Origin of the sequence: Mesorhizobium sp. YL-MeA3-2017, from assembly GCF_030814575.1 — a bacterium.
Classification (GTDB): Bacteria; Pseudomonadota; Alphaproteobacteria; order Rhizobiales; family Rhizobiaceae; genus Mesorhizobium; species Mesorhizobium terrae.
Genome location: NZ_JAUSVH010000001.1, coordinates 950,067 through 967,887, shown reverse-complemented (window position 1 = coordinate 967,887; position 17,821 = coordinate 950,067). Strand labels below are relative to the sequence as shown.

Sequence of the window (17,821 nt, the reverse complement as noted above, 5' to 3'; positions counted from 1 at the left end):
ATCGTTAACATTCAGTACAAAGTTCCAGAGTTGTCCAACGAGAGTTGAGATAAGTTTCAAGCAACGTTGTGTTTTCGGTTCGTTGCCTGACGGTGTTGCAGAGTTTTCGGAGGCGTATGTGCGTAGTCGAGCATCATATCTTCGCTCCAATGCTGTATCAGCCCGGCGCGGCAGTCTGCAGATACGGCACGCGGAATCCTTGAAGACAATTCTCGTTGCTGGCGGCGCAGGTTTTCTTGGTTCGCATTTGTGCGAACGCCTCTTGCGAGAGGGGCATAGCGTGATCTGCGCCGACAATTTTTCCACGGGCAGAGCGGAAAACATCGGACATCTGAAGCTGCTGGGCGCTTTTACAGCGCGTCACCACGACATCATTGCTCCGCTCGATGCCGAGGTCGACGAGATTTACAATCTTGCCTGCCCAGCCTCGCCTCGGCACTACCAGGCAGATCCCATCCACACCACCAAGACCTGCGTGCTCGGCTCATTGAACCTTCTTGAGCTCGCCGCGCGGTCCGGGGCGCGTATCTTCCAGGCGTCGACCTCCGAGGTCTATGGCGACCCCAATGTGCATCCGCAGGTCGAGGCCTATTGGGGCAACGTCAATCCATTCGGGTCGCGCTCCTGCTACGACGAGGGCAAGCGCTGCGCGGAAACGCTGTTTCACGATTTCAACGCGGTGCACGGTGTCGAAATCAAGGTCGTGCGCATCTTCAATACCTACGGGCCGCGCATGCGGTCCGACGATGGCCGCGTGGTTTCGAATTTCATCGTCCAGGCGCTGCGTGGCGAAGACATCACCGTCTATGGCGACGGCTCGCAGACGCGCTCGTTCTGCTTCGTCGACGACCTGATCGACGGCTTCCTGCGCATGATGGCCTCGCCGGCGTCGCTGACTGGACCCGTCAATCTCGGCAACCCCGCAGAGTTCACCGTCGGTGAACTCGCTGAACTGGTCCTCGACTTGACCGGCTCCCGTTCGAAGATCGTCCGTCGTCCGCTGCCGGCCGACGATCCGCGCCAGCGGCGCCCCGACATTTCGCAGGCCACCCGTGATCTTGGCTGGCACCCGAATGTGCCTCTCGCCGACGGGCTGAAGCAGACCATCGCCTATTTCGACGGCCTTCTCTCAGCCAAGGGGCGCAAGCTTGCCGAGGTGGCGTGATGTCGGTCCAGCGTATCCTTGTTACCGGCGGGGCCGGTTACATCGGCAGCCACACAGCCAAATTGCTGCGGTCGCGTGGGCTGGAACCGATCGTCTACGACAACCTGGCAACGGGCAATCGTGTCTCGGTACGCTGGGGTCCGTTCATCCATGGCGACGTGCTCGACACGGTGCATCTGGCACGCACGATCACCCAGCAGAAGCCGGCCGCGATCATCCATTTCGCCGCCTCGGCCTATGTCGGCGAGTCCGTGAAGGAGCCGTCGAAATATTACCGCAACAATGTCGCGGGTACGCTCTCGCTCCTTGATGCCTGCCTGCAGGCGGGGGTCGACAAGATCATCTTCTCATCGAGCTGCGCCACCTATGGCGTGCCGGCCGTGCTGCCGATCGCCGAGACGACGCCGCAGGTTCCGATCAACCCCTACGGCAAGACCAAGCTGATCGCCGAACATATGCTGGCCGACTATGCGGCGGCATTCGGCCTGCGCTACGTGGCGCTGCGCTATTTCAACGCCTGTGGGGCCGACCCAGAAGGCGAATTGGGCGAATGGCATGACCCCGAGACCCATCTCATTCCGCGGGCATTGCTGGCCGCCGCCGGCCGCATCGAACGGCTGGATGTGTTCGGCGACGACTACGATACCGCCGACGGCACCTGCGTACGCGACTATATCCATGTCAGCGACCTCGCCTGGGCGCATGTGCTCGCCTACGAACATCTGGTGCGGGGCGGGGATAACATCGCCGTCAATCTCGGTACCGGCCACGGGTCGTCGGTTCTCGAAATCCTCGAGACCATAGATCGGGTCACAGGGCACAGCGTCCCCATCGCCATCCATCCGCGTCGCGCCGGTGATCCACCGGCTCTCTACGCCGACCCACACCTCGCCCGCGCCACGCTCGGTTTCTCACCCCAATATTCGGACCTTGAGACGATCGTGCGGACGGCCGCCCGGTTCTTCGGCCTGGAGGCGCAGCCATGACGACGCGCCTGGCCAACGACAATCTGCGAGGCTGGCCAACGGTCGAGCCGCTCATGGTGCCGGTCGTGACCGGTCTGCGGCGGATGGAGTATTTCGCCGGCGTGGCGCTTTGGCTCGGGGCTTTGGCCTATTTCTGGGTTTGGTGGCTGGCGCCGGTGCATCATTTCAGCCTGTTCGGCACGGTCTTGACCACCTGCGAGCTGGCCTGGATCACGCTGATCCCCGGATACTTCATGGCCGTCTTCGCTTTTGCCAGGAAGCCCACCGGGCCGCTTCGGATACCGCAGGGCAGCCGTGTCGCCATGGTGGTAACCAAAGCGCCGTCCGAGCCATTCCAGGTGGTCGCACAGACGCTGCGCGCCATGCTCGCACAGACAGTGCCGCACGATACATGGCTGGCCGACGAAGATCCGTCGTCCGAAACCATCGACTGGTGTCGCCGTCACAGCGTCTACGTTTCGACCCGCCGTGGGCGCAGCGATTATCATCGTCCAACGTGGCCGCGCCGCACGCGCTGCAAGGAAGGCAATCTCGCCTTCTTCTATGATCACTACGGCTATTATTATTACGACTTCGTCGCGCAGCTCGACGCCGATCACGTGCCCGAACCGGATTATCTCTGGCACATGTTGCGGCCCTTCGCCGATCCGGCGGTTGGCTATGTGTCCGCACCGAGCATCTGTGACAGCAATGCCAACCAGAGTTGGTCGGCGCGCGGCCGCCTCTATGCGGAAGCAAGCATGCACGGCGCCTTGCAGGCCGGTTACAATGGCGGTTTCGCTCCCCTTTGCATCGGATCGCACTACGCGGTGCGCACGCGGGCGCTCAAGGAGATTGGCGGTCTTGGACCGGAACTGGCCGAGGATCATTCGACCACGCTGATGATGAACGCGCATGGCTGGCGCGGCGTGCATGCGCTGGATGCCATCGCGCATGGCGATGGCCCCAGCACCTTCGGCGATCTGGTGACGCAGGAATTCCAGTGGTCGCGTAGCCTGGTCATGCTGCTTCTGCAATATTCGCCGACCTATGTGCCGCGGCTGCCGTTGCGGCTGCGCTTCCAGTTCCTGTTTTCGCAGGTCTGGTATCCGCTGTTTGCCACCTTCATGCTGCTTTTGGTGGCGACGCCGATCATCGCACTGCTGCGCGGAGAAAACTTCGTCGCGGTGACCTATCCCGATTTCCTGACGCATTTCATGCCGCTGTCGCTGCTGCTGGTCGGCCTATCCTATCGCTGGCGCGCGACGCGCAGCTTCCGTCCGATCGACGGCAAGATCCTGTGCTGGGAGAACGCGCTGTTCCTGTTGGCGCGCTGGCCCTGGGCGTTTGCCGGATGCATCGCCGCCTTGCGGGATTGGCTCACCGGCACGGTTGTCGATTTCCGCGTCACCCCGAAGGGCACTTCCGACGTCGATCCGTTGCCGTTCCGTGTCTATGCGCCCTACGTGGTGGTCGCGCTGGCCTCGATCCTGCCGGTTCTGCTGGTGAAGGACGCCGGCGCCAGCCGCGGCTTCTACCTGTTCGCCATCGTCAACAGCCTGCTCTACACGGTGCTGACCCTGGTCATCCTGTACCGGCACGAGCGCGAGAACCGGGTGCGGGCGGGCAGTCGCTTCCATCGCCCCGCGATCGCGGCTGGTCTCCTGTCGATGATCGTGCTGCCGGGCGTCGCTACGGCCGAGCACGGTCGTGAGAGCATCGAGGTGCTGGTCTGGGGTTCGGGTCGTCTACAGCTTTTCGACGAACGCTATTCGGCGGCCGGGGCGGGCGTTGGGCGAACCGCGCTGCGCACCACCGTTTTCAACCCGCATTGGCAATCGACGTCATCGGATCAACTGAACTGAGCAAGCAGAGGCGCCGCAAGGCGATAGACACCATGAAGATCGCGGTCATCGGAACAGGTTATGTCGGTCTCGTCAGCGGGACATGCTTCGCCGAATGGGGTCACGATGTTGTTTGCGTCGACAAGAACGCCGACAAGATCAGTCGCATCAACAACGGGCAGTTGCCGATCTACGAGCCGGATCTCGATATCCTGGTGGCCCGCAACCGCGAAGCGGATCGGCTGTCCTTCACCTGCGATCTGGCCTCTGCCATCACCAATGCACAGGTCGTGTTCATCGCGGTCGGTACACCGTCCCGCGTCGGGCAGGGCGATGCCGACCTCTCCTTCGTCTACATGGCGGCGCGCGAGATGGCACCGTTCCTGGCCGAAGGTGCGGTCGTGGCGGTCAAGTCCACCGTTCCGGTCGGCACTGGCGACGCGGTGGAGAAGATCATCGCCAGTGTCTGCCGGCGCGGCTCGTTCTCGGTCGCGTCCAATCCGGAGTTCCTGCGCGAGGGCGTGGCGATCGGCGATTTCCTGAAGCCCGATCGTGTCGTCATCGGCGCCGAGGACGGTCGCGCACGGGCGGTGATGCTGGCGCTCTATCGTGAACCGCTCGGGTCAACGCCGCTGGTCGTCACCGACCGGTGCACCGCCGAACTGATCAAATACGCAGCCAACGCTTTTCTCGCCACCAAGATCACCTTCATCAACGAACTGGCGGATCTGTGCGAGAGAGTCGGCAGCAATGTCGGCGAACTGGCACTCGGCATCGGCCTCGACAAGCGCATCGGCAACAGCTTCCTGAACGCCGGGCCGGGCTATGGCGGCTCGTGTTTCCCGAAGGATACGTTGGCGCTGCTGCGTATCGCGCAGGACTATGGCGTGGTGTTGCGCATCGTCGAGGAGACCATCGTCGCCAACGAAGCCCGCAAGCGCAAGATGGCGCTCAAGGTTGTCGACGCGGTCGGTGGCGACGTCGATGGCCAGACCATTGCGGTTCTGGGCCTCACCTTCAAACCCGACACCGACGACATGCGCGAAGCGCCGGCGGTGCCGCTGATCGAAACGCTGCAGCGTTACGGCGCAACCGTGCGCGGTTACGATCCGGTCGGGAACGAGAATGCCAGTTGCGTTCTGGAAAATGTCGCGCTGGTCGACGATCCCTATGAATGCGCGCGTGACGCCGATGCGGTCGTCGTCGTCACCGAATGGGACAGCATCCGCCGCATCGATCTTAGCCGTCTCAGGCGCGTGATGCGCAGGCCTGTCCTTGTCGATCTGCGCAGCGCCTTCGAGCCAGGCGCCGCGTCGGCCGCAGGGTTTCGGGTTTCGACCATCGGCCAACGTCCCGAGCGGGCCGAGCGCCTCAATCTGCTGACGGACGACGTGGATCGCGACACCTCGCGCCAGATCCGGTCCCGCCAGGTACGTGGAAAGTGAGGTTCACATGGACAATCATTCCATCACCTGGTCCCTGACGCGCCACGGCCTCCTGGCCGGCTTCGGCATTGCGATGTACTGCGGCTCGGCCCGGGCCGAAGAGCCAGTCGTGGTGCCGGCGCAGGCGCGCACCATGACTGCGCTCGACCTCTACGACCTCTATCGCGACAAGACCTGGCAATGGCCGGACGGCGCCGGCCGCATGCAAGACAGGGGTCGTCTCTTCAGGGCCTGGTCCGGCACTGGCGACAACGCAAGCTGGGCCGAAGGTCGCTGGGTACTCACCAATGACGGGCAGATGTGCCTGAGGGCCGTGTGGCACGGTCCGACCGGCGCCTCTCCCGACAAGACATGCTTCCGCCACAAGATCGATGAGGGCACGATCTATCAGAAGAAGGAGCCTTCCGGCGCCTGGTACGTGTTCAAGCACGCGGTGCCGGACAAAGACGACGAGTATGGCAAGCTCGTCGAACAGGACACGGTAAGCGCCAAGGTCATGGCCAACCGGCCGGTGGCGCAGGCCGTGCTTACCCCGGAACATGCACCGTTGCCGACCGCAGCGCCGGCAGGTGCTTATTGAGATCGGAGAACGACGATGAACAGGAAACTCGCGGCCATCGCGCTTTCATGCGTGGGGCTAATCGCATCGGGAGCGGTCATGGCGGCCAGCAACCTGCCGCTTGGTATCCCGAAGAACAACTCCGCCACGGCAACCATGCCGTCGGACAAGCGTCCGGTGATCACGCCCACATCCATCGGCTTCGGGGCCTATGATCCCTATGGCGACTTCGGCAGCGATTCCAGCTCGAAGATCGAGCATCTCTTCCTGCCGTGGGAGGATGTCGATCTGGGCACGCTGGCGGTTGCCGACGCCTATGCGCAGCAGCGGGGTCGCTCGCTGCTGATATCGGTGGAGCCGTGGTCGTGGTCGCCGCACTGGCGTGTCACTTCGCGGCAATTGCTTCACAGCATCCTGAACGGCGAACGCGATTCCTACATGGCGGCGGTCTGTTCGGAAGCCGCGACGCTCAAGAGCCCGGTGACGATCCGCTGGGCGCAGGAGATGGACGAGACCAGCAACCAGTTCTCTTGGGCGCACTGGCCGCCGGCCGACTATGTGACTGCCTACAAGCGCATGGTCACGATTTGCCGTCAGCACATCAAGACGGCCAAATATATGTGGTCGCCGAAAGGCAATGAGGGTCTCGAAGCCTTCTATCCGGGCGACGATTTTGTCGACGTCATCGGTCTGTCGGTGTTCGGTTATCAACCCTTCGACCGGGACAAGGTCGGTCACGACACCACTTTCGTCGAGCAGATGGAGCCGAAATACAACCGCGTCAAAGGTTTCGGCAAACCGGTGGTGGTGGCGGAACTGGGATACGAAGGCGATGACCACTATGTGCGCGACTGGGCCGAAAGCGTCGCCAAGACCTATCCGCAATTCCCCGAGTTGACCGATATCGTCTACTTCGACGACCGCGAGGTCTATCCGTGGCCCGACGGTTATGGGTTGCCCAACTGGCGCGTCGTGCACACGCAGCAGGCAGCGAACTGAACCAGGGTGGAAGCGCGGGAGGAAAGGTTATGTCCGCGATACGGAACATACTTCTATTGCTGGTCGCCGGCACCGTCGCCGGTACCGGAACAGCCTCGGCTGCGGCGCCCAGCGCCGCAGTCATAGAAAAGGCAAAGCCGCTGAACGACAACGAACTCTACAGGCTCTACAGCCAGCGGTCATGGATGTGGAAGGACGGCGCCGGCTATTTCGCAATCCCGATGCGCCGTTTCACCGCCTGGTCGGGCAGGGGCAAGACCCTGAGTTACGGGGTGGGCACCTGGTTCATCACCGATCCTGGCAAACTGTGTTTCCGGGCCGACTGGCATGCGATGGGTGGCGCCAAGCCCGACCTCACCTGTTTCAGCCATCGCAAGAAGGGTGACGTCGTTTATCAGAAGCGCGAGCCGAAGGGCGATTGGTATGTGTTCGCCAACGCGCCGGTAAGGAAAGACGACGAAGCCAGGAAGCTGCGGCACGGCGACTATGTCAGCCACCGGCTGACCAGGATCGAGGCTAAGCTGGACCACTAGTCATAGAAGGAAGGCGGCAGCTTTCAGGCTGCCGCCGGCAATCGTCGCACGCTGTGGCTAGGATGAGGCGTTGCCTGGACTAGGTCCGGGCAAAGCAACGGGCAAGATGGCCGAAGCCGCTCGGCGTGCAGATATAGGGAGCGTTGCCGTAGGATGGGGTGGCGCTGGCCACCTTGGCGATATCCTTCGTTGCCGTTGGCTTGTGCCTCGCGGCCACGACCTTGGCCTTCGGCTTGGCCGTCGGAACCAGGTACGCATAGCTCGTTTTGGCGCTGAAGGAGGCGGTTTTCACATTGCTGTCGGCAACGGCAGAACATCCCGCCGTGGCGGCGAGCATGATCGCGGCGCTAGCCATGAAAATCGTCCGGGCGTGGCCAACCATCCCGGAAGCTGAAGATTTATTGCCAAATGCCATGGGTCACGACCTCGTCGATTGGCGCAGGTTCAGTACAGCAACGATACTCGGGGAGCCTTAAGACGCCGTGGAGATGAAACTGAAAATGCAAGCTTTCCGCGGAAAGTACTGTTTCGGGCTAACGCGACACTGTCCGACGGTGCGTCCAGAAATCAGGGCCCGCATTCTGCGGCACATGGCCGACTAGCCGGTCCCCTAGCATTCCGTTTCGGATGTGGACATAGAAAAATGGTCGCAGGCCGCCATATTCAACAGATTTCTGATTTGGCGCCAGCCGATGCCGCGACGTAGCGGGTGTCATCCAGCTCGGATCGAAGGTCGCTATTTGCCGCAATAATGGTCGTTGACGTCGTTGGCCGCGCGCGCGTCGGGCCCGACGCGATGATAGGCGCAGGCGCCCGCCGCGGTGGTAAACATCTGGCTGTCGTAGTATCGGGGACCACCGAACAGCATTTCGACGACGGTGCGGCCGGCCGGAACGTAGCGCTCCCCGTGATGAGCGCGATGCTTCTTGTGATGATGTTTGTTTTCACCCGCGAAGCTTGGCGAGGCCAGCGGGAGGGCGATGGCGATCGTCAGCGCGCAGGTCGCGAAATGTCTGATCGTCATGGAAAATCTCCTGCTGTCGTCCGATGCCGGCATCTCGTCAAAACCACCATATGGCCGGAAGGTTCCTCGAAAACGACCGGCTTGGCAATGTCGGGCGATTGCCCGGGTCTTCTCCGGGCTTGCTGGCCCCGGTCTATTTCTCCGAAACGCCTGCCTCGGCGAAGCTGGCCATTCCCGCGTGGCAGGCGAGCGCCGAACGCACGAGATTGACAGCCAGGCAAGCGCCGGAGCCTTCGCCCAGTCGCATGCCGAGGTCGAGCAGGGGCGTGAGGCCCAGCGCCTGTAGCAAGCCGCGATGGCCGGCTTCGGCCGAGACATGGGCGGCAATGGTATGGGCAAGCCCGGCGGCATGCAGTTTGGCCAAGGGAGCCGCGGCCGCCGTGCAGACAAAACCGTCGAGCAGCACCGGCACGTTGCGGTGGCGCGCGGCAAGCGTGGCGCCGAAGATGGCGGCCAGTTCGCGACCGCCGAGTGCGGCTGCGGCTTTCAGCGGATCGGCCAGCACGGCAGCATGGCGTTGCAGGCCGGCCTCGATGGCGACCACCTTGCGCTTCAGGCCGGCGTCGTCGACGCCGGTGCCGCGACCGGTCCATTTTTCGGCGCCACCGCCGAAAAGGGCGGCCGAGATCGCCGCCGCCGGCGTGGTGTTGCCGATGCCCATCTCGCCGAGGCAGAGGAGATCGATATCGGCGTCGACGGCGTCGTAGCCGGCCGAAACTGCGGCAAGGAAGGCAGCCTCGTCCATCGCCGCGCCTTGCGTGAAGTCGCCGGTCGGATGGTCGAGATCGAGCGGGATGACGTCGAGTTCCGCGCCAGCCGCGCGGGCGAGCTGGTTGATGGCGGCGCCGCCGCCGGCGAAATTGGCCACCATCTGCACGGTCACTTCCGACGGATAGGCCGACACGCCCTGGGCGGTGACGCCGTGGTTGCCGGCAAAGACGATCACCTTGACGCGGTCCAGCTTCGGCATGTCGCGACCCTGCCAGCGGGCCAGCCAGGCGGCGATGGTTTCCAGCCGGCCGAGGCTGCCCTGCGGCTTGGTCAGCGTATCCTGACGGCGGGCGACGGCGGCGGCGGCGGTGTCGCTGCCGGCAGGCAGGTTGCGGCAGGCATTGTGCAGTTCATCGAGAGTTTTGAAGGACATGGCAGAAGTGTCTCCGAAAGAGAATCAGGTGAGCGACACGGAAGCGACGACAAGGATGGCGATTTCGCAAAGCTGCTGCAGTGCGCCGGCGGCATCGCCGGTATGGCCGCCGATCTGGCTGAGACAGAGCTTGCGGAAACCGTAGAAGATGAGGCCAAGCAGGGCCACGGCCACGATCGCGCCGCCCAGCCCGAGGGTGAGCAGTGCAACGGCGCCGAGGATCGCGCCTGCCTGTGCGGTGGTGGCAGAGACGGTGCCGGCGCGGCTGGAGAGGCCGTCGGCCGTGGCCGGTGGCATCAGATGCAGGAAGGCACCCAGCAGCCCGCGCGAGGCGGCGTGAGCGGCGATCAGCGCCAACAGCGCCGACCAGCCATGGGAGAATTCCGCCAGCGCGCTCCAGCGGATGAGGATGGTCAGGCCGAGCGCGGAAGCGCCATAAGCGCCGATGCGGCTGTCGTGCATGATCTCCAGCTTGCGATCGGTCGTGCGGCCACCGCCAAAACCGTCGGCGACATCGGAAAGGCCGTCCTCGTGTAGCGAACCGGTGGTCAGCATCATCGCGGCCAGCGTCAGAGCGGCTGCCGGGCCGGAGGCGACGCCGAAGGTGGTGGCAAGCGAAAAGACGATCGCACCGATCAGGGCCACAACCGCACCTGCCACCGGCGCCGCCCATATCGCATCGGCCAGCTTGCGGTCGCCGAAGTCGAGAACCGGCAACGGCGAGCGCGTGAAGAAGACCAGACAAAGCGCTATGTCGGTGAGGATCTTGCCGGGCGCGGAGAAGCGGCTCATGGGTTCATCGCGATGGCGTGGAAGAAGGTTCCGCTGACCGGACCCCGCCGTCCACCGGAGGGCCCGAGCGCGTTACCCTGGCCGTCGGCGAGCTCGGCGAGCGGCTCGTCGCTGCCGGTGTCGGTCACCTGAGCGTAGTGGAATTCGTGGCCGCGCACCACTGTTCCGGCAGGCCCGAGCGCGCTGTCGCTCTTCAGCCTGGCCTCGCGGTAGCCGAGGTTCATCTTGCGTTTGGCGAAGGAGGTCGAATGGCCGAGCAAGCCGAGCATGGAATGGGTGACGCCTTCGGCGTCTTCAAGGGCCTTGCCCAGAACCATGAAGCCGCCGCACTCGCCATGGACCGGCTTCGTCGCGGCGAAGCGCTTGATGCCCGCCTGGAAATCGCTGGCGGCGGCCAGCTTGCCCGCATGCAGCTCCGGATAGCCGCCGGGCAGCCAGCAGACGTCGCAGCTCTCGTCCGGCGCCTCGTCCGCCAGTGGCGAGAAGGGCACGATCTCGGCGCCCGATTTGCGCCAATGCGCGGCGACATGCGGATAGATGAAGGTGAAGGCGGCATCCTCGGCGAGCGCGATGCGTTGTCCCGGCGGCGGCAGCGCTGCCTCGAAACTGCCATCAGCCGGTTCGAGCGGGGCGGCGAGCGCCATGATGGCGTCGAGGTTCAGCGAAGCGTCGGCCATATCGGCCAGCCGGTCGAGATGCTGCATCAGGCTGGCATGTTCGCTGGCCTGGACAAGGCCGAGATGGCGTTCGGGCAAGGCAAGGGCTGAATCGCGCAGAATGGCACCGACTACGGGCAAGCCCAGCGCCTCGATGGCCTCGGTGCAGAGCTTGCGATGGCGCTCGCTGCCCAGCCGGTTGAGCACGACGCCGGCCACGCGCACATTCGGATCATAGCAGGAAAGGCCCTTGGCGATCGCCGCGGCCGTCGTCGATTGCCCGGAGACGTCAAGCACCAACAGGACGGGCAGCCGGTAGAGCCGGGCGAGGTCGGCGGCCGATCCCGTGCGCCCGTCCGGCGAAGGGATGCCATCGAACAGGCCCATGGCGCTTTCCAGCACCACCAGTTCGGCATTGTCGGCTGTCTGCGCCGCCAGGCCGTTGAGCAGGGAAGGCGGCATCGCCCAACTGTCCAGATTGACGCCGGGCAGACCGGTGGCGGCGGCATGGAAGCCGGGATCGATATAATCGGGACCGGACTTCGCGCCGCGCACGCGAACGCCGCGCCTGGCCAGCGCACGCAGGATGCCGATGGTGACGCTGGTCTTGCCGGAGCCGGAGCGCGGCGCGCCGACGATGAGGGCCGTCGCGTTCATGGTCGCTGCACCAGCCTGTCGCGCATGGCGACGATGCCGCCGATGACGATGAGCGCGGGAGAAACGATTGCCTCCCGCGCGGCTGCTTCGACCAGTGTGCCCAGCGTGGCGACCACGGTGCGCTCTTGTGGCAATGTGGCGTTCTCGATCAGCGCCGCCGGCATGTCCGCCGTCAGCCCACCTGCCATAAGGTCGGCGATGGTCGCCTCCATATGGGTCAGGCCCATATAGATGACGATGGGCTGGCCGGTGCGGGCAAGGGCTGCCCAGTCCGGCCGGTCGTCGGAGACAGCGGCGAAGCCCGTTGCTAGGATGATGGCGCCGTTGATGCCGCGCATGGTGGCCGGAATGCCGGCCGAGGTCAGGCCGCCGAAGGCCGAGGTGACACCCGGCAGAACCCGGTAGGGAATGCCGTGCTCGGCCAAAGCCAGCGTTTCCTCGGCGCCGCGCGCGAAGACATAAGGATGGCCGCCCTTCAGGCGCACCACCTTGCGGCCTTCCTTGGCGAGTTTCACGATAAGGGCGTTGATGTCTTCCTGCGGAATGGACAGCCGGCCGCCGCGCTTGCCGACATAGAATTTCTCCGCCCGTTCGGCGACAGCGATGATCTCCGGCGAGACCAGCGCGTCATGCACCAGCGCGTCGGCCTCGGTCAGCGCCGAAAGCACTTCCAGCGTGAGCAGGCTGGGGTCGCCGGGGCCGGAGCCGGCCAGCCAGACATGGCCGGGTTGCAGCCGCGGTTTGTGTGCGGTGAGCTTCTGGAAGGTTTCGGAAAACGTCATTGCCGGTTCCTGAAGCGCCGCTGATAATAAGGGTCGTAGAGCGAGCTTTCGGTGAAATCCTGCGCCGCCAGCGAACGCCCGACAAAGATCAGCGCGGTGCGCTCGATCGGATCGGCGGCAAGGGCGGCCGCGACCGTCTCCAGCGTCGCGCGGATGACGCGTTCGTCGGGCCAGGAGGCGCGAAAGACTATGGCGACCGGGCAGTCGCCGCCATAATGCGGGGTCAGTTCCGCCACCACCTGTTCGATGGCGTGGATGGCGAGATGGATCGCCAGCGTGGCGCCGGTGCGGCCGAAGGCCGACAGCGTTTCGCCAGGCGGCATCTTGGAGGCACGACCAGAGACGCGGGTCAGCACCAGGCTCTGCGCGACTTCCGGGATGGTCAGTTCGCGTTTCAGCGCTGCGGCCGCGGCGGCAAAGGACGGGACGCCGGGCGTCAGCGTGTAGGCAATGCCGTTGCGTTCGAGACGGCGGATCTGCTCAGCGACGGCACTCCACACCGAAAGGTCGCCTGAATGCAGACGCGCCACATCCTGGCCGGCCTGGGCGGCGGCAACATATTCGGCCTCGATCTCGTCCAGCGACATCGGCGCGGTGTCGACCAATCGCGTGCCTGGCGCGCAGTGTTCGAGCAGTTCGGGCGCCACGATCGAGCCTGCGTAAAGGCACACGGGGCACGAGCCAAGCAGCTTGGCGCCGCGTAAGGTGATGAGGTCGGCGGCACCCGGACCGGCGCCGATGAAATGCACGGTCATGCCGAGGCTCCGCTGGTGGCTATGGCGCAGGTGACGGCGCCGACAATGATGCGTGGCCCTAGCAGGCGCGCGCCTTCGCCCGCCGCTGCAAGCGCCGCGCTTTCCGAAACCGATGACGAACCGGCGATGGCGAGGGAAATTTCGGACCGGGTGAGCGTATCCTCTCCGCCTGGCTCATCTGCGGCGGTGACCTCAACCACGATCACCTCCAATCCCAACTTCCGTGCCGCGGCGAAGATGCCGACCTCGTCCTTCTTGAAGGTTGTGGTGGCCAGCACGGAGAGCGCGGAACGATCGAGACTGTGGCCGGCGAGCACGGCATCGATGGCGGCAATGACGCTCGCAGTATCCGCACCCTTGCGGCAGCCTATGCCCGCGACGATCATGTCTTGACCCAGCTCCATTGCGTCACCGGCAGGGCCGGGCGCCAGGCCTGCATGGTGCCGACGGGGGCAGCCCGCGAAATGGCGATGCGGGTCAGCGTGCCGCCGAGAGCCGCATGGCGGGCCACGAGCAGCGCCTCCATCTCCAGCGTCACCGCATTGGCCACGCAACGGCCGCCCGACGGCAGGGCCTTGAGCGCAGCGTCAAAGACGCCGGCGTCGGTGCCGCCGCCGCCAATGAAGATCGCGTCCGGTGCCGGCAGGCCGGCGAGCGCCTGCGGTGCTAGGCCTTCGACCACTGCGAGCCCCGGTACGCCGAAGGCAGCCGCATTGCGGCGAATGCGCCCGGCGCGCTCGGCATTGGCCTCGATGGCGACGGCGCGCAGCGAAGGGTGCGACAGCATCCATTCGATGGCGATCGAACCCGATCCCGCGCCGATATCCCACAACACTTCGCCGCGGCGCGGCGTCAGCGCGGAGAGCGTGACGGCGCGCACCTCGCGCTTGGTGATCTGGCCATCGTTCTCGAACAGATCGTCGGCGAGACCGGAGGCCAAGGGCAATATCCGCGCCTCGGATTCCGATTCAATCTCGAGCGCCAGCACATTGAGCGGATTGATGTTTTTGAGGTTGAAATCGCCGGCGCGGGCGCCGCGGACGACTTCTTCCTGACCGCCCAGTGCTTCCAGCACCGTCAGTCGCGATGGGCCGAAACCGAGCTCGGAAAGCAGGGTCGCTACCTTGGCCGGGGCTGCGCCGTCCGAGGTCAGCGCCAGTAAACGTGCGCCGGGATGCAGTAGCGGGCGGATCAGGTCGAGCGGGCGGCCATGCAGCGAGATCGTCTCGACATCCTGCAGCGCCCAGCCGAGCCTGGAAGCGGCGAGCGAAAGAGACGAAGGAGCGGGCACCACCACCATGTCGGCGGCGGCGACCTTGCGCGCCAACGTCACGCCGACGCCGTGGAAGAACGGATCGCCGGAGGCGAGCACGCAGACGCGGCGTCCGGCGCGGTCGAGCACGGCTTCCATTTCCGGGTCGAAAGGTGATGGCCATTCATGCATCTCGCCGGTGACGAGCGTACCGGCGAGGTCGAAATGGCGCTTGCCGCCAAAGACGAACTCAGCATCCGCGATCAGCCGCTTGGCCTCGTCGCCCAGACCCGCTACACCGTCCTCGCCGATACCGACGATGGCGAGCCAGGCGGGCGCGGCATGTGTTTCTTTCTCAGCAGGCATGATGTCCCACCGCATTCTGATCCTGGGCGGCACCACTGAGGCACGGCAGCTGGCCGGCCGGCTGGCGGCGCGGCCGGATGTCGAACTTATCCTGTCGCTGGCGGGGCGCACCGAAAATCCGGTCGCGCAGCAGGTGCCGACACGTGTCGGCGGCTTCGGCGGCGCGGAAGGGCTCGCGGCCTATCTGAAGGAGACCGAGACCGATCTGTTGATCGATGCGACGCATCCTTATGCGGCGCGCATTTCCGCCAACGCGGCCGAGGCGGCCCGTCTTGCCGGCGTGCCGATCCTGGCATTGCGGCGTCCCGGCTGGCAGCGTGAACAGGGCGATCGCTGGGTGGAGGTTGAGGGGGTGCCCGAGGCCGTCGCGGCATTGGGACCAATCGCACGGCGCGTTTTCCTGGCGCTTGGGCGACAGGAGGTTGGCGCCTTCGAAGCAGCGCCGCAGCATCATTATTTGTTGCGCAGCGTCGACCCTGTCGAACCGCCGCTTGGCGTCTCCCATGTCGACTATCTTCTGGCGCGTGGCCCGTTTCGCGAGGTGGACGAACACCGCCTGCTCGTGGACCAGCGCATCGATGCCGTCGTGTGCAAGAACAGCGGCGGCGAGGCGACCTATGGCAAGATCGCCGCGGCGCGTAGCCTTGGCATCGACGTGGTGATGATCCGCAGGCCGGTGCTGCCGGCCGTGCCTTCGGCGCCGAGCATTCCCGATCTGCTTGCCATGATCGATCATTCCCTGCGTCCCGTGGCCGAGCGCGGCGTGTAGATCAGCGCCGGCTTGCCGTCGCGCTTGATGACACGGGTTTCTGGCGATCCGATGATGACGCAGGTGGCCATGTCGGCCATCTCGGCCCTGGCGAAGGCTAGGGCTGCGACGTTGATGCGTTCGTCAGGGCGCCCGGCGGCGCGGCCGAAGATGACCGGCGTGGTGCCGGGCAACACGGCGGCCAGCGCCTCGAAGGCGCGACCGAGCTGCCATGGGCGCGACTTGCTGATCGGATTGTAGAGCGCGACGACAAAACCGGCGCCGGCCGCCGCCAGCAGCCTCAGTTCGATCAGGTCCCAGGGTTTCAGATTGTCGGACAGCGAGATGGCGCAGAAATCATGGCCGAGCGGTGCGCCGGCTCGTGCCGCCACCGCCAGCATCGCGGTGACGCCCGGCACGATCTGAAGGTCGATGTCGCGCCATTCGGCCGGACCGTCCTCGATCGCCTCGCAGACGGCGGCTGCCATGGCGAACACGCCGGGATCGCCGCCGGAGACGACGGCCACGGCATGACCTTCAGACGCCTTGACGATGGCTTCCTTGGCGCGCGCCAGTTCCTCGCGGTTGTCGGAGGCGATGCGGGTCTGGTGCGGTTTGAGGTCCAGCCGGTCGACATAGGGTTTGTAGCCATAGAAGAACTCGGCTTCCGCAACCGCCTGGCTGGCTTCCGGCGTCACCTGATTGGCGTTGCCGGGACCAAGCCCGATGACGAAGAGACGGCCGCTCATTGGTCCGCCCCCGGGCGGCCGGACCAGCCGGCAACCAGCACCACCGCGAAATAGGGCGCCTTGTCGTCTTCCTTGTCCTTCAGCCGCATGGAGATCGAGCCTGGCATGGTGCCGCGTTCGACATAGACGGCGCGGACCAGCTTGCCGGCGGCTTCCAGTGCCCTGCGGATCTTCGGCAGGTTGCGGCCTACCTTCATGATGACGGCGGCATCGGTGTCGGCCAGCCGGCGGGTCAGCTCGAACTCGCTCATCGTGCCGGGCAATACGGTCAGCACATCGTCGCCCTGGACAATAGGCAGGCCGTTGGCCGACCAGCAGCCCGACATGGCGGTCACACCCGGAATGACTTCGGTCGGATAACGATGAGCAAGGCGCACGTGCAGGTGCATGTAGGAGCCGTAGAACAGCGGATCGCCCTCCGAAAGGATGGCGACGGTTCGGCCCTGGTCGAGATGCTCGGCGACCTTTGCAGCGGACTCTTCGTAGAAGCCGGTGATCGCCGTTTTGTAGTCGTCGCTGTCCTTGTCGATCTCGGTGGTGACGGGATAGACGAGCGGCAGTTCGATCCAGTCCGGGCGATGGTGCTCGCCGACGATGGTGCGGGCATTGCCATTGGCACCGCGTTTGGAAAAATGCGCGACGACATCGGCCTCGGCCAGCGCGCGCACGGCCTTCAGCGTCATCAGTTCGGGGTCGCCGGGACCGGTGCCGACGCCGATGAGACGGCCTTTGACAGCCGCGCTCACAGGCCCGGCCTCGCCAGTGAATTCAGCGCGGCGGCGGTCATGGCGCTGCCGCCCAGCCGGCCGCGCACAATGGCGAAAGGCACGCCGTAGGAGTTCTCGGCCAGCGCGTCCTTGGATTCGGCGGCACCGACGAAACCCACCGGCATGCCGATGATGGCGGCTGGTTTGGGTGCGCCGTCGCGCAGCTTTTCGAGCAGATAGAACAAAGCCGTCGGCGCGTTGCCGATGGCGACGACCGCACCGGCCATATGCTGGCTCCACAGGTCGATGGCGGCGGCCGAACGCGTGTTGCCGATCGCCTTGGCGATTTCTGCGGTGCGCGGGTCGCGCAGCGTGCAGATCACCTCATTGCCGGCGGGCAGGCGGGCGCGGGTGACACCATGCACCACCATCTGAGCGTCGCACAGGATCGGCGCGCCGGCTTTCAGCGCATTACGGGCGGTGTCGGCGAAATCCGGAGAGAAGACAAAATGCCGGGCCGCCTCGACCTGACCGCAGGCATGGATCATGCGAATGGCGATGTCGGCCTCGGCTTCGGAGAAACGCGACAGGTCCGCCTCGGCACGGATGATGGCGAAAGAACGCTCGTAGATGGCGTTGCCGTCATGAATGTAGTCGTAGGCGGCCATGCTCATCCGTG

20 protein-coding genes are annotated in these 17,821 nt (G+C 65.0%); 8 read left to right on the top strand and 12 right to left on the bottom strand.

The features are described from left to right. Window positions 1-175 precede the first annotated feature (175 nt). From QFZ88_RS04515 to QFZ88_RS04485, 7 genes are read left to right on the top strand one after another with little or no spacing between them, the layout of a single operon-like run. Window positions 176-1,165, top strand: coding sequence for a UDP-glucuronic acid decarboxylase family protein (locus QFZ88_RS04515; RefSeq protein ID WP_051504772.1), 990 nt, complete (start codon window positions 176-178; stop codon window positions 1,163-1,165). Further along, window positions 1,165-2,151 carry a UDP-glucose 4-epimerase GalE gene (galE, locus tag QFZ88_RS04510; protein WP_024924536.1) on the top strand — a complete coding sequence of 329 codons (987 nt, stop codon included), beginning with the start codon at window positions 1,165-1,167 and terminating at the stop codon, window positions 2,149-2,151. Before QFZ88_RS04515 ends, galE begins: the two co-directional genes overlap by 1 nt. Then, entirely contained in the window at window positions 2,148-3,995 is a 1,848-nt protein-coding gene (locus tag QFZ88_RS04505; RefSeq protein ID WP_024924537.1) for a glycosyltransferase family 2 protein, read from the top strand. Before galE ends, QFZ88_RS04505 begins: the two co-directional genes overlap by 4 nt. 32 nt (window positions 3,996-4,027) lie before the next feature. Then, a complete protein-coding gene (locus QFZ88_RS04500) occupies window positions 4,028-5,419 on the top strand; it encodes a UDP-glucose dehydrogenase family protein (protein ID WP_024924538.1) in 1,392 nt (463 codons plus the stop codon). A gap of 7 nt (window positions 5,420-5,426) precedes the next feature. Further along, window positions 5,427-5,999 (top strand): DUF995 domain-containing protein, encoded by a 573-nt coding sequence (locus tag QFZ88_RS04495; RefSeq protein WP_024924539.1) that lies wholly within the window; start codon window positions 5,427-5,429, stop codon window positions 5,997-5,999. A gap of 15 nt (window positions 6,000-6,014) precedes the next feature. Next, on the top strand, window positions 6,015-6,977 hold the full coding sequence (locus tag QFZ88_RS04490) for a glycoside hydrolase family 26 protein (RefSeq protein ID WP_024924540.1): 963 nt from the start codon (window positions 6,015-6,017) through the stop codon (window positions 6,975-6,977). A gap of 29 nt (window positions 6,978-7,006) precedes the next feature. Next, window positions 7,007-7,510 carry a DUF995 domain-containing protein gene (locus QFZ88_RS04485; protein ID WP_024924541.1) on the top strand — a complete coding sequence of 168 codons (504 nt, stop codon included), beginning with the start codon at window positions 7,007-7,009 and terminating at the stop codon, window positions 7,508-7,510. A 79-nt stretch (window positions 7,511-7,589) separates the two neighbouring features. Here QFZ88_RS04485 and QFZ88_RS04480 read toward each other — a convergent pair whose 3' ends face one another. The 9 genes from QFZ88_RS04480 to QFZ88_RS04440 form a co-directional block, all read right to left on the bottom strand. Further along, a complete protein-coding gene (locus QFZ88_RS04480; protein ID WP_137900528.1) occupies window positions 7,590-7,865 on the bottom strand; it encodes a hypothetical protein in 276 nt (91 codons plus the stop codon). A 381-nt stretch (window positions 7,866-8,246) separates the two neighbouring features. Then, window positions 8,247-8,534: a hypothetical protein gene (locus tag QFZ88_RS04475; protein WP_024924543.1), complete on the bottom strand. Its 288-nt coding sequence runs from the start codon at window positions 8,532-8,534 to the stop codon at window positions 8,247-8,249. A 133-nt stretch (window positions 8,535-8,667) separates the two neighbouring features. Next, a complete protein-coding gene (gene cobT, locus QFZ88_RS04470; protein ID WP_024924544.1) occupies window positions 8,668-9,678 on the bottom strand; it encodes a nicotinate-nucleotide--dimethylbenzimidazole phosphoribosyltransferase in 1,011 nt (336 codons plus the stop codon). Between the two features lie 24 nt (window positions 9,679-9,702). Then, window positions 9,703-10,470, bottom strand: a complete 768-nt coding sequence (locus QFZ88_RS04465; RefSeq protein WP_024924545.1) for an adenosylcobinamide-GDP ribazoletransferase — start codon at window positions 10,468-10,470, stop codon at window positions 9,703-9,705. Beyond that, a complete protein-coding gene (locus QFZ88_RS04460) occupies window positions 10,467-11,783 on the bottom strand; it encodes a cobyrinate a,c-diamide synthase (RefSeq protein WP_024924546.1) in 1,317 nt (438 codons plus the stop codon). Before QFZ88_RS04460 ends, QFZ88_RS04465 begins: the two co-directional genes overlap by 4 nt. Beyond that, window positions 11,780-12,565, bottom strand: coding sequence for a uroporphyrinogen-III C-methyltransferase (cobA, locus tag QFZ88_RS04455; RefSeq protein WP_024924547.1), 786 nt, complete (start codon window positions 12,563-12,565; stop codon window positions 11,780-11,782). The genes QFZ88_RS04460 and cobA overlap by 4 nt, the downstream gene beginning before the upstream one ends. Next, the gene (cobM, locus tag QFZ88_RS04450; RefSeq protein ID WP_024924548.1) at window positions 12,562-13,320 is read right to left on the bottom strand and encodes a precorrin-4 C(11)-methyltransferase; all 759 of its coding nucleotides are present in this window, start codon (window positions 13,318-13,320) and stop codon (window positions 12,562-12,564) included. The genes cobA and cobM overlap by 4 nt, the downstream gene beginning before the upstream one ends. Next, window positions 13,317-13,724: a cobalamin biosynthesis protein gene (locus QFZ88_RS04445; RefSeq protein ID WP_245317510.1), complete on the bottom strand. Its 408-nt coding sequence runs from the start codon at window positions 13,722-13,724 to the stop codon at window positions 13,317-13,319. The genes cobM and QFZ88_RS04445 overlap by 4 nt, the downstream gene beginning before the upstream one ends. Next, window positions 13,703-14,938, bottom strand: a complete 1,236-nt coding sequence (locus QFZ88_RS04440) for a bifunctional cobalt-precorrin-7 (C(5))-methyltransferase/cobalt-precorrin-6B (C(15))-methyltransferase (protein ID WP_024924550.1) — start codon at window positions 14,936-14,938, stop codon at window positions 13,703-13,705. Before QFZ88_RS04440 ends, QFZ88_RS04445 begins: the two co-directional genes overlap by 22 nt. Before the next feature lies 1 nt (window position 14,939). Between QFZ88_RS04440 and QFZ88_RS04435 the strand changes: the two genes are divergently transcribed. Continuing rightward, complete coding sequence (locus tag QFZ88_RS04435) at window positions 14,940-15,707, top strand: cobalt-precorrin-6A reductase (RefSeq protein ID WP_024924551.1); 768 nt, start codon at window positions 14,940-14,942, stop codon at window positions 15,705-15,707. On the opposite strand, the gene QFZ88_RS04430 is transcribed toward QFZ88_RS04435, so the two are convergent. From QFZ88_RS04430 to QFZ88_RS04420, 3 genes are read right to left on the bottom strand one after another with little or no spacing between them, the layout of a single operon-like run. Continuing rightward, window positions 15,671-16,435 (bottom strand): precorrin-3B C(17)-methyltransferase, encoded by a 765-nt coding sequence (locus tag QFZ88_RS04430; protein ID WP_024924552.1) that lies wholly within the window; start codon window positions 16,433-16,435, stop codon window positions 15,671-15,673. The two genes, QFZ88_RS04435 and QFZ88_RS04430, sit on opposite strands and share 37 nt — an antisense overlap. Further along, window positions 16,432-17,181: a precorrin-2 C(20)-methyltransferase gene (locus QFZ88_RS04425; protein ID WP_024924553.1), complete on the bottom strand. Its 750-nt coding sequence runs from the start codon at window positions 17,179-17,181 to the stop codon at window positions 16,432-16,434. The genes QFZ88_RS04430 and QFZ88_RS04425 overlap by 4 nt, the downstream gene beginning before the upstream one ends. Beyond that, window positions 17,178-17,810 carry a precorrin-8X methylmutase gene (locus QFZ88_RS04420; RefSeq protein ID WP_024924554.1) on the bottom strand — a complete coding sequence of 211 codons (633 nt, stop codon included), beginning with the start codon at window positions 17,808-17,810 and terminating at the stop codon, window positions 17,178-17,180. Before QFZ88_RS04420 ends, QFZ88_RS04425 begins: the two co-directional genes overlap by 4 nt. Window positions 17,811-17,821: the final 11 nt, after the last annotated feature.

Bases quoted from the DNA above. Each gene is read 5' to 3' on its own strand.
- cobA (WP_024924547.1), bottom strand. From the start codon at position 12,565: ATGACGTTTTCCGAAACCTTCCAGAAGCTCACCGCACACAAACCGCGG.
- QFZ88_RS04485 (WP_024924541.1), top strand. From the start codon at position 7,007: ATGTCCGCGATACGGAACATACTTCTATTGCTGGTCGCCGGCACCGTC.
- QFZ88_RS04500 (WP_024924538.1), top strand. From the start codon at position 4,028: ATGAAGATCGCGGTCATCGGAACAGGTTATGTCGGTCTCGTCAGCGGG.
- galE (WP_024924536.1), top strand. From the start codon at position 1,165: ATGTCGGTCCAGCGTATCCTTGTTACCGGCGGGGCCGGTTACATCGGC.
- QFZ88_RS04495 (WP_024924539.1), top strand. From the start codon at position 5,427: ATGGACAATCATTCCATCACCTGGTCCCTGACGCGCCACGGCCTCCTG.
- QFZ88_RS04475 (WP_024924543.1), bottom strand. From the start codon at position 8,534: ATGACGATCAGACATTTCGCGACCTGCGCGCTGACGATCGCCATCGCC.
- cobM (WP_024924548.1), bottom strand. From the start codon at position 13,320: ATGACCGTGCATTTCATCGGCGCCGGTCCGGGTGCCGCCGACCTCATC.
- QFZ88_RS04435 (WP_024924551.1), top strand. From the start codon at position 14,940: ATGTCCCACCGCATTCTGATCCTGGGCGGCACCACTGAGGCACGGCAG.
- QFZ88_RS04465 (WP_024924545.1), bottom strand. From the start codon at position 10,470: ATGAGCCGCTTCTCCGCGCCCGGCAAGATCCTCACCGACATAGCGCTT.
- QFZ88_RS04460 (WP_024924546.1), bottom strand. From the start codon at position 11,783: ATGAACGCGACGGCCCTCATCGTCGGCGCGCCGCGCTCCGGCTCCGGC.
- QFZ88_RS04445 (WP_245317510.1), bottom strand. From the start codon at position 13,724: ATGGAGCTGGGTCAAGACATGATCGTCGCGGGCATAGGCTGCCGCAAG.
- QFZ88_RS04505 (WP_024924537.1), top strand. From the start codon at position 2,148: ATGACGACGCGCCTGGCCAACGACAATCTGCGAGGCTGGCCAACGGTC.
- QFZ88_RS04440 (WP_024924550.1), bottom strand. From the start codon at position 14,938: ATGCCTGCTGAGAAAGAAACACATGCCGCGCCCGCCTGGCTCGCCATC.
- QFZ88_RS04420 (WP_024924554.1), bottom strand. From the start codon at position 17,810: ATGGCCGCCTACGACTACATTCATGACGGCAACGCCATCTACGAGCGT.
- QFZ88_RS04430 (WP_024924552.1), bottom strand. From the start codon at position 16,435: ATGAGCGGCCGTCTCTTCGTCATCGGGCTTGGTCCCGGCAACGCCAAT.
- QFZ88_RS04480 (WP_137900528.1), bottom strand. From the start codon at position 7,865: ATGGCTAGCGCCGCGATCATGCTCGCCGCCACGGCGGGATGTTCTGCC.
- QFZ88_RS04490 (WP_024924540.1), top strand. From the start codon at position 6,015: ATGAACAGGAAACTCGCGGCCATCGCGCTTTCATGCGTGGGGCTAATC.
- cobT (WP_024924544.1), bottom strand. From the start codon at position 9,678: ATGTCCTTCAAAACTCTCGATGAACTGCACAATGCCTGCCGCAACCTG.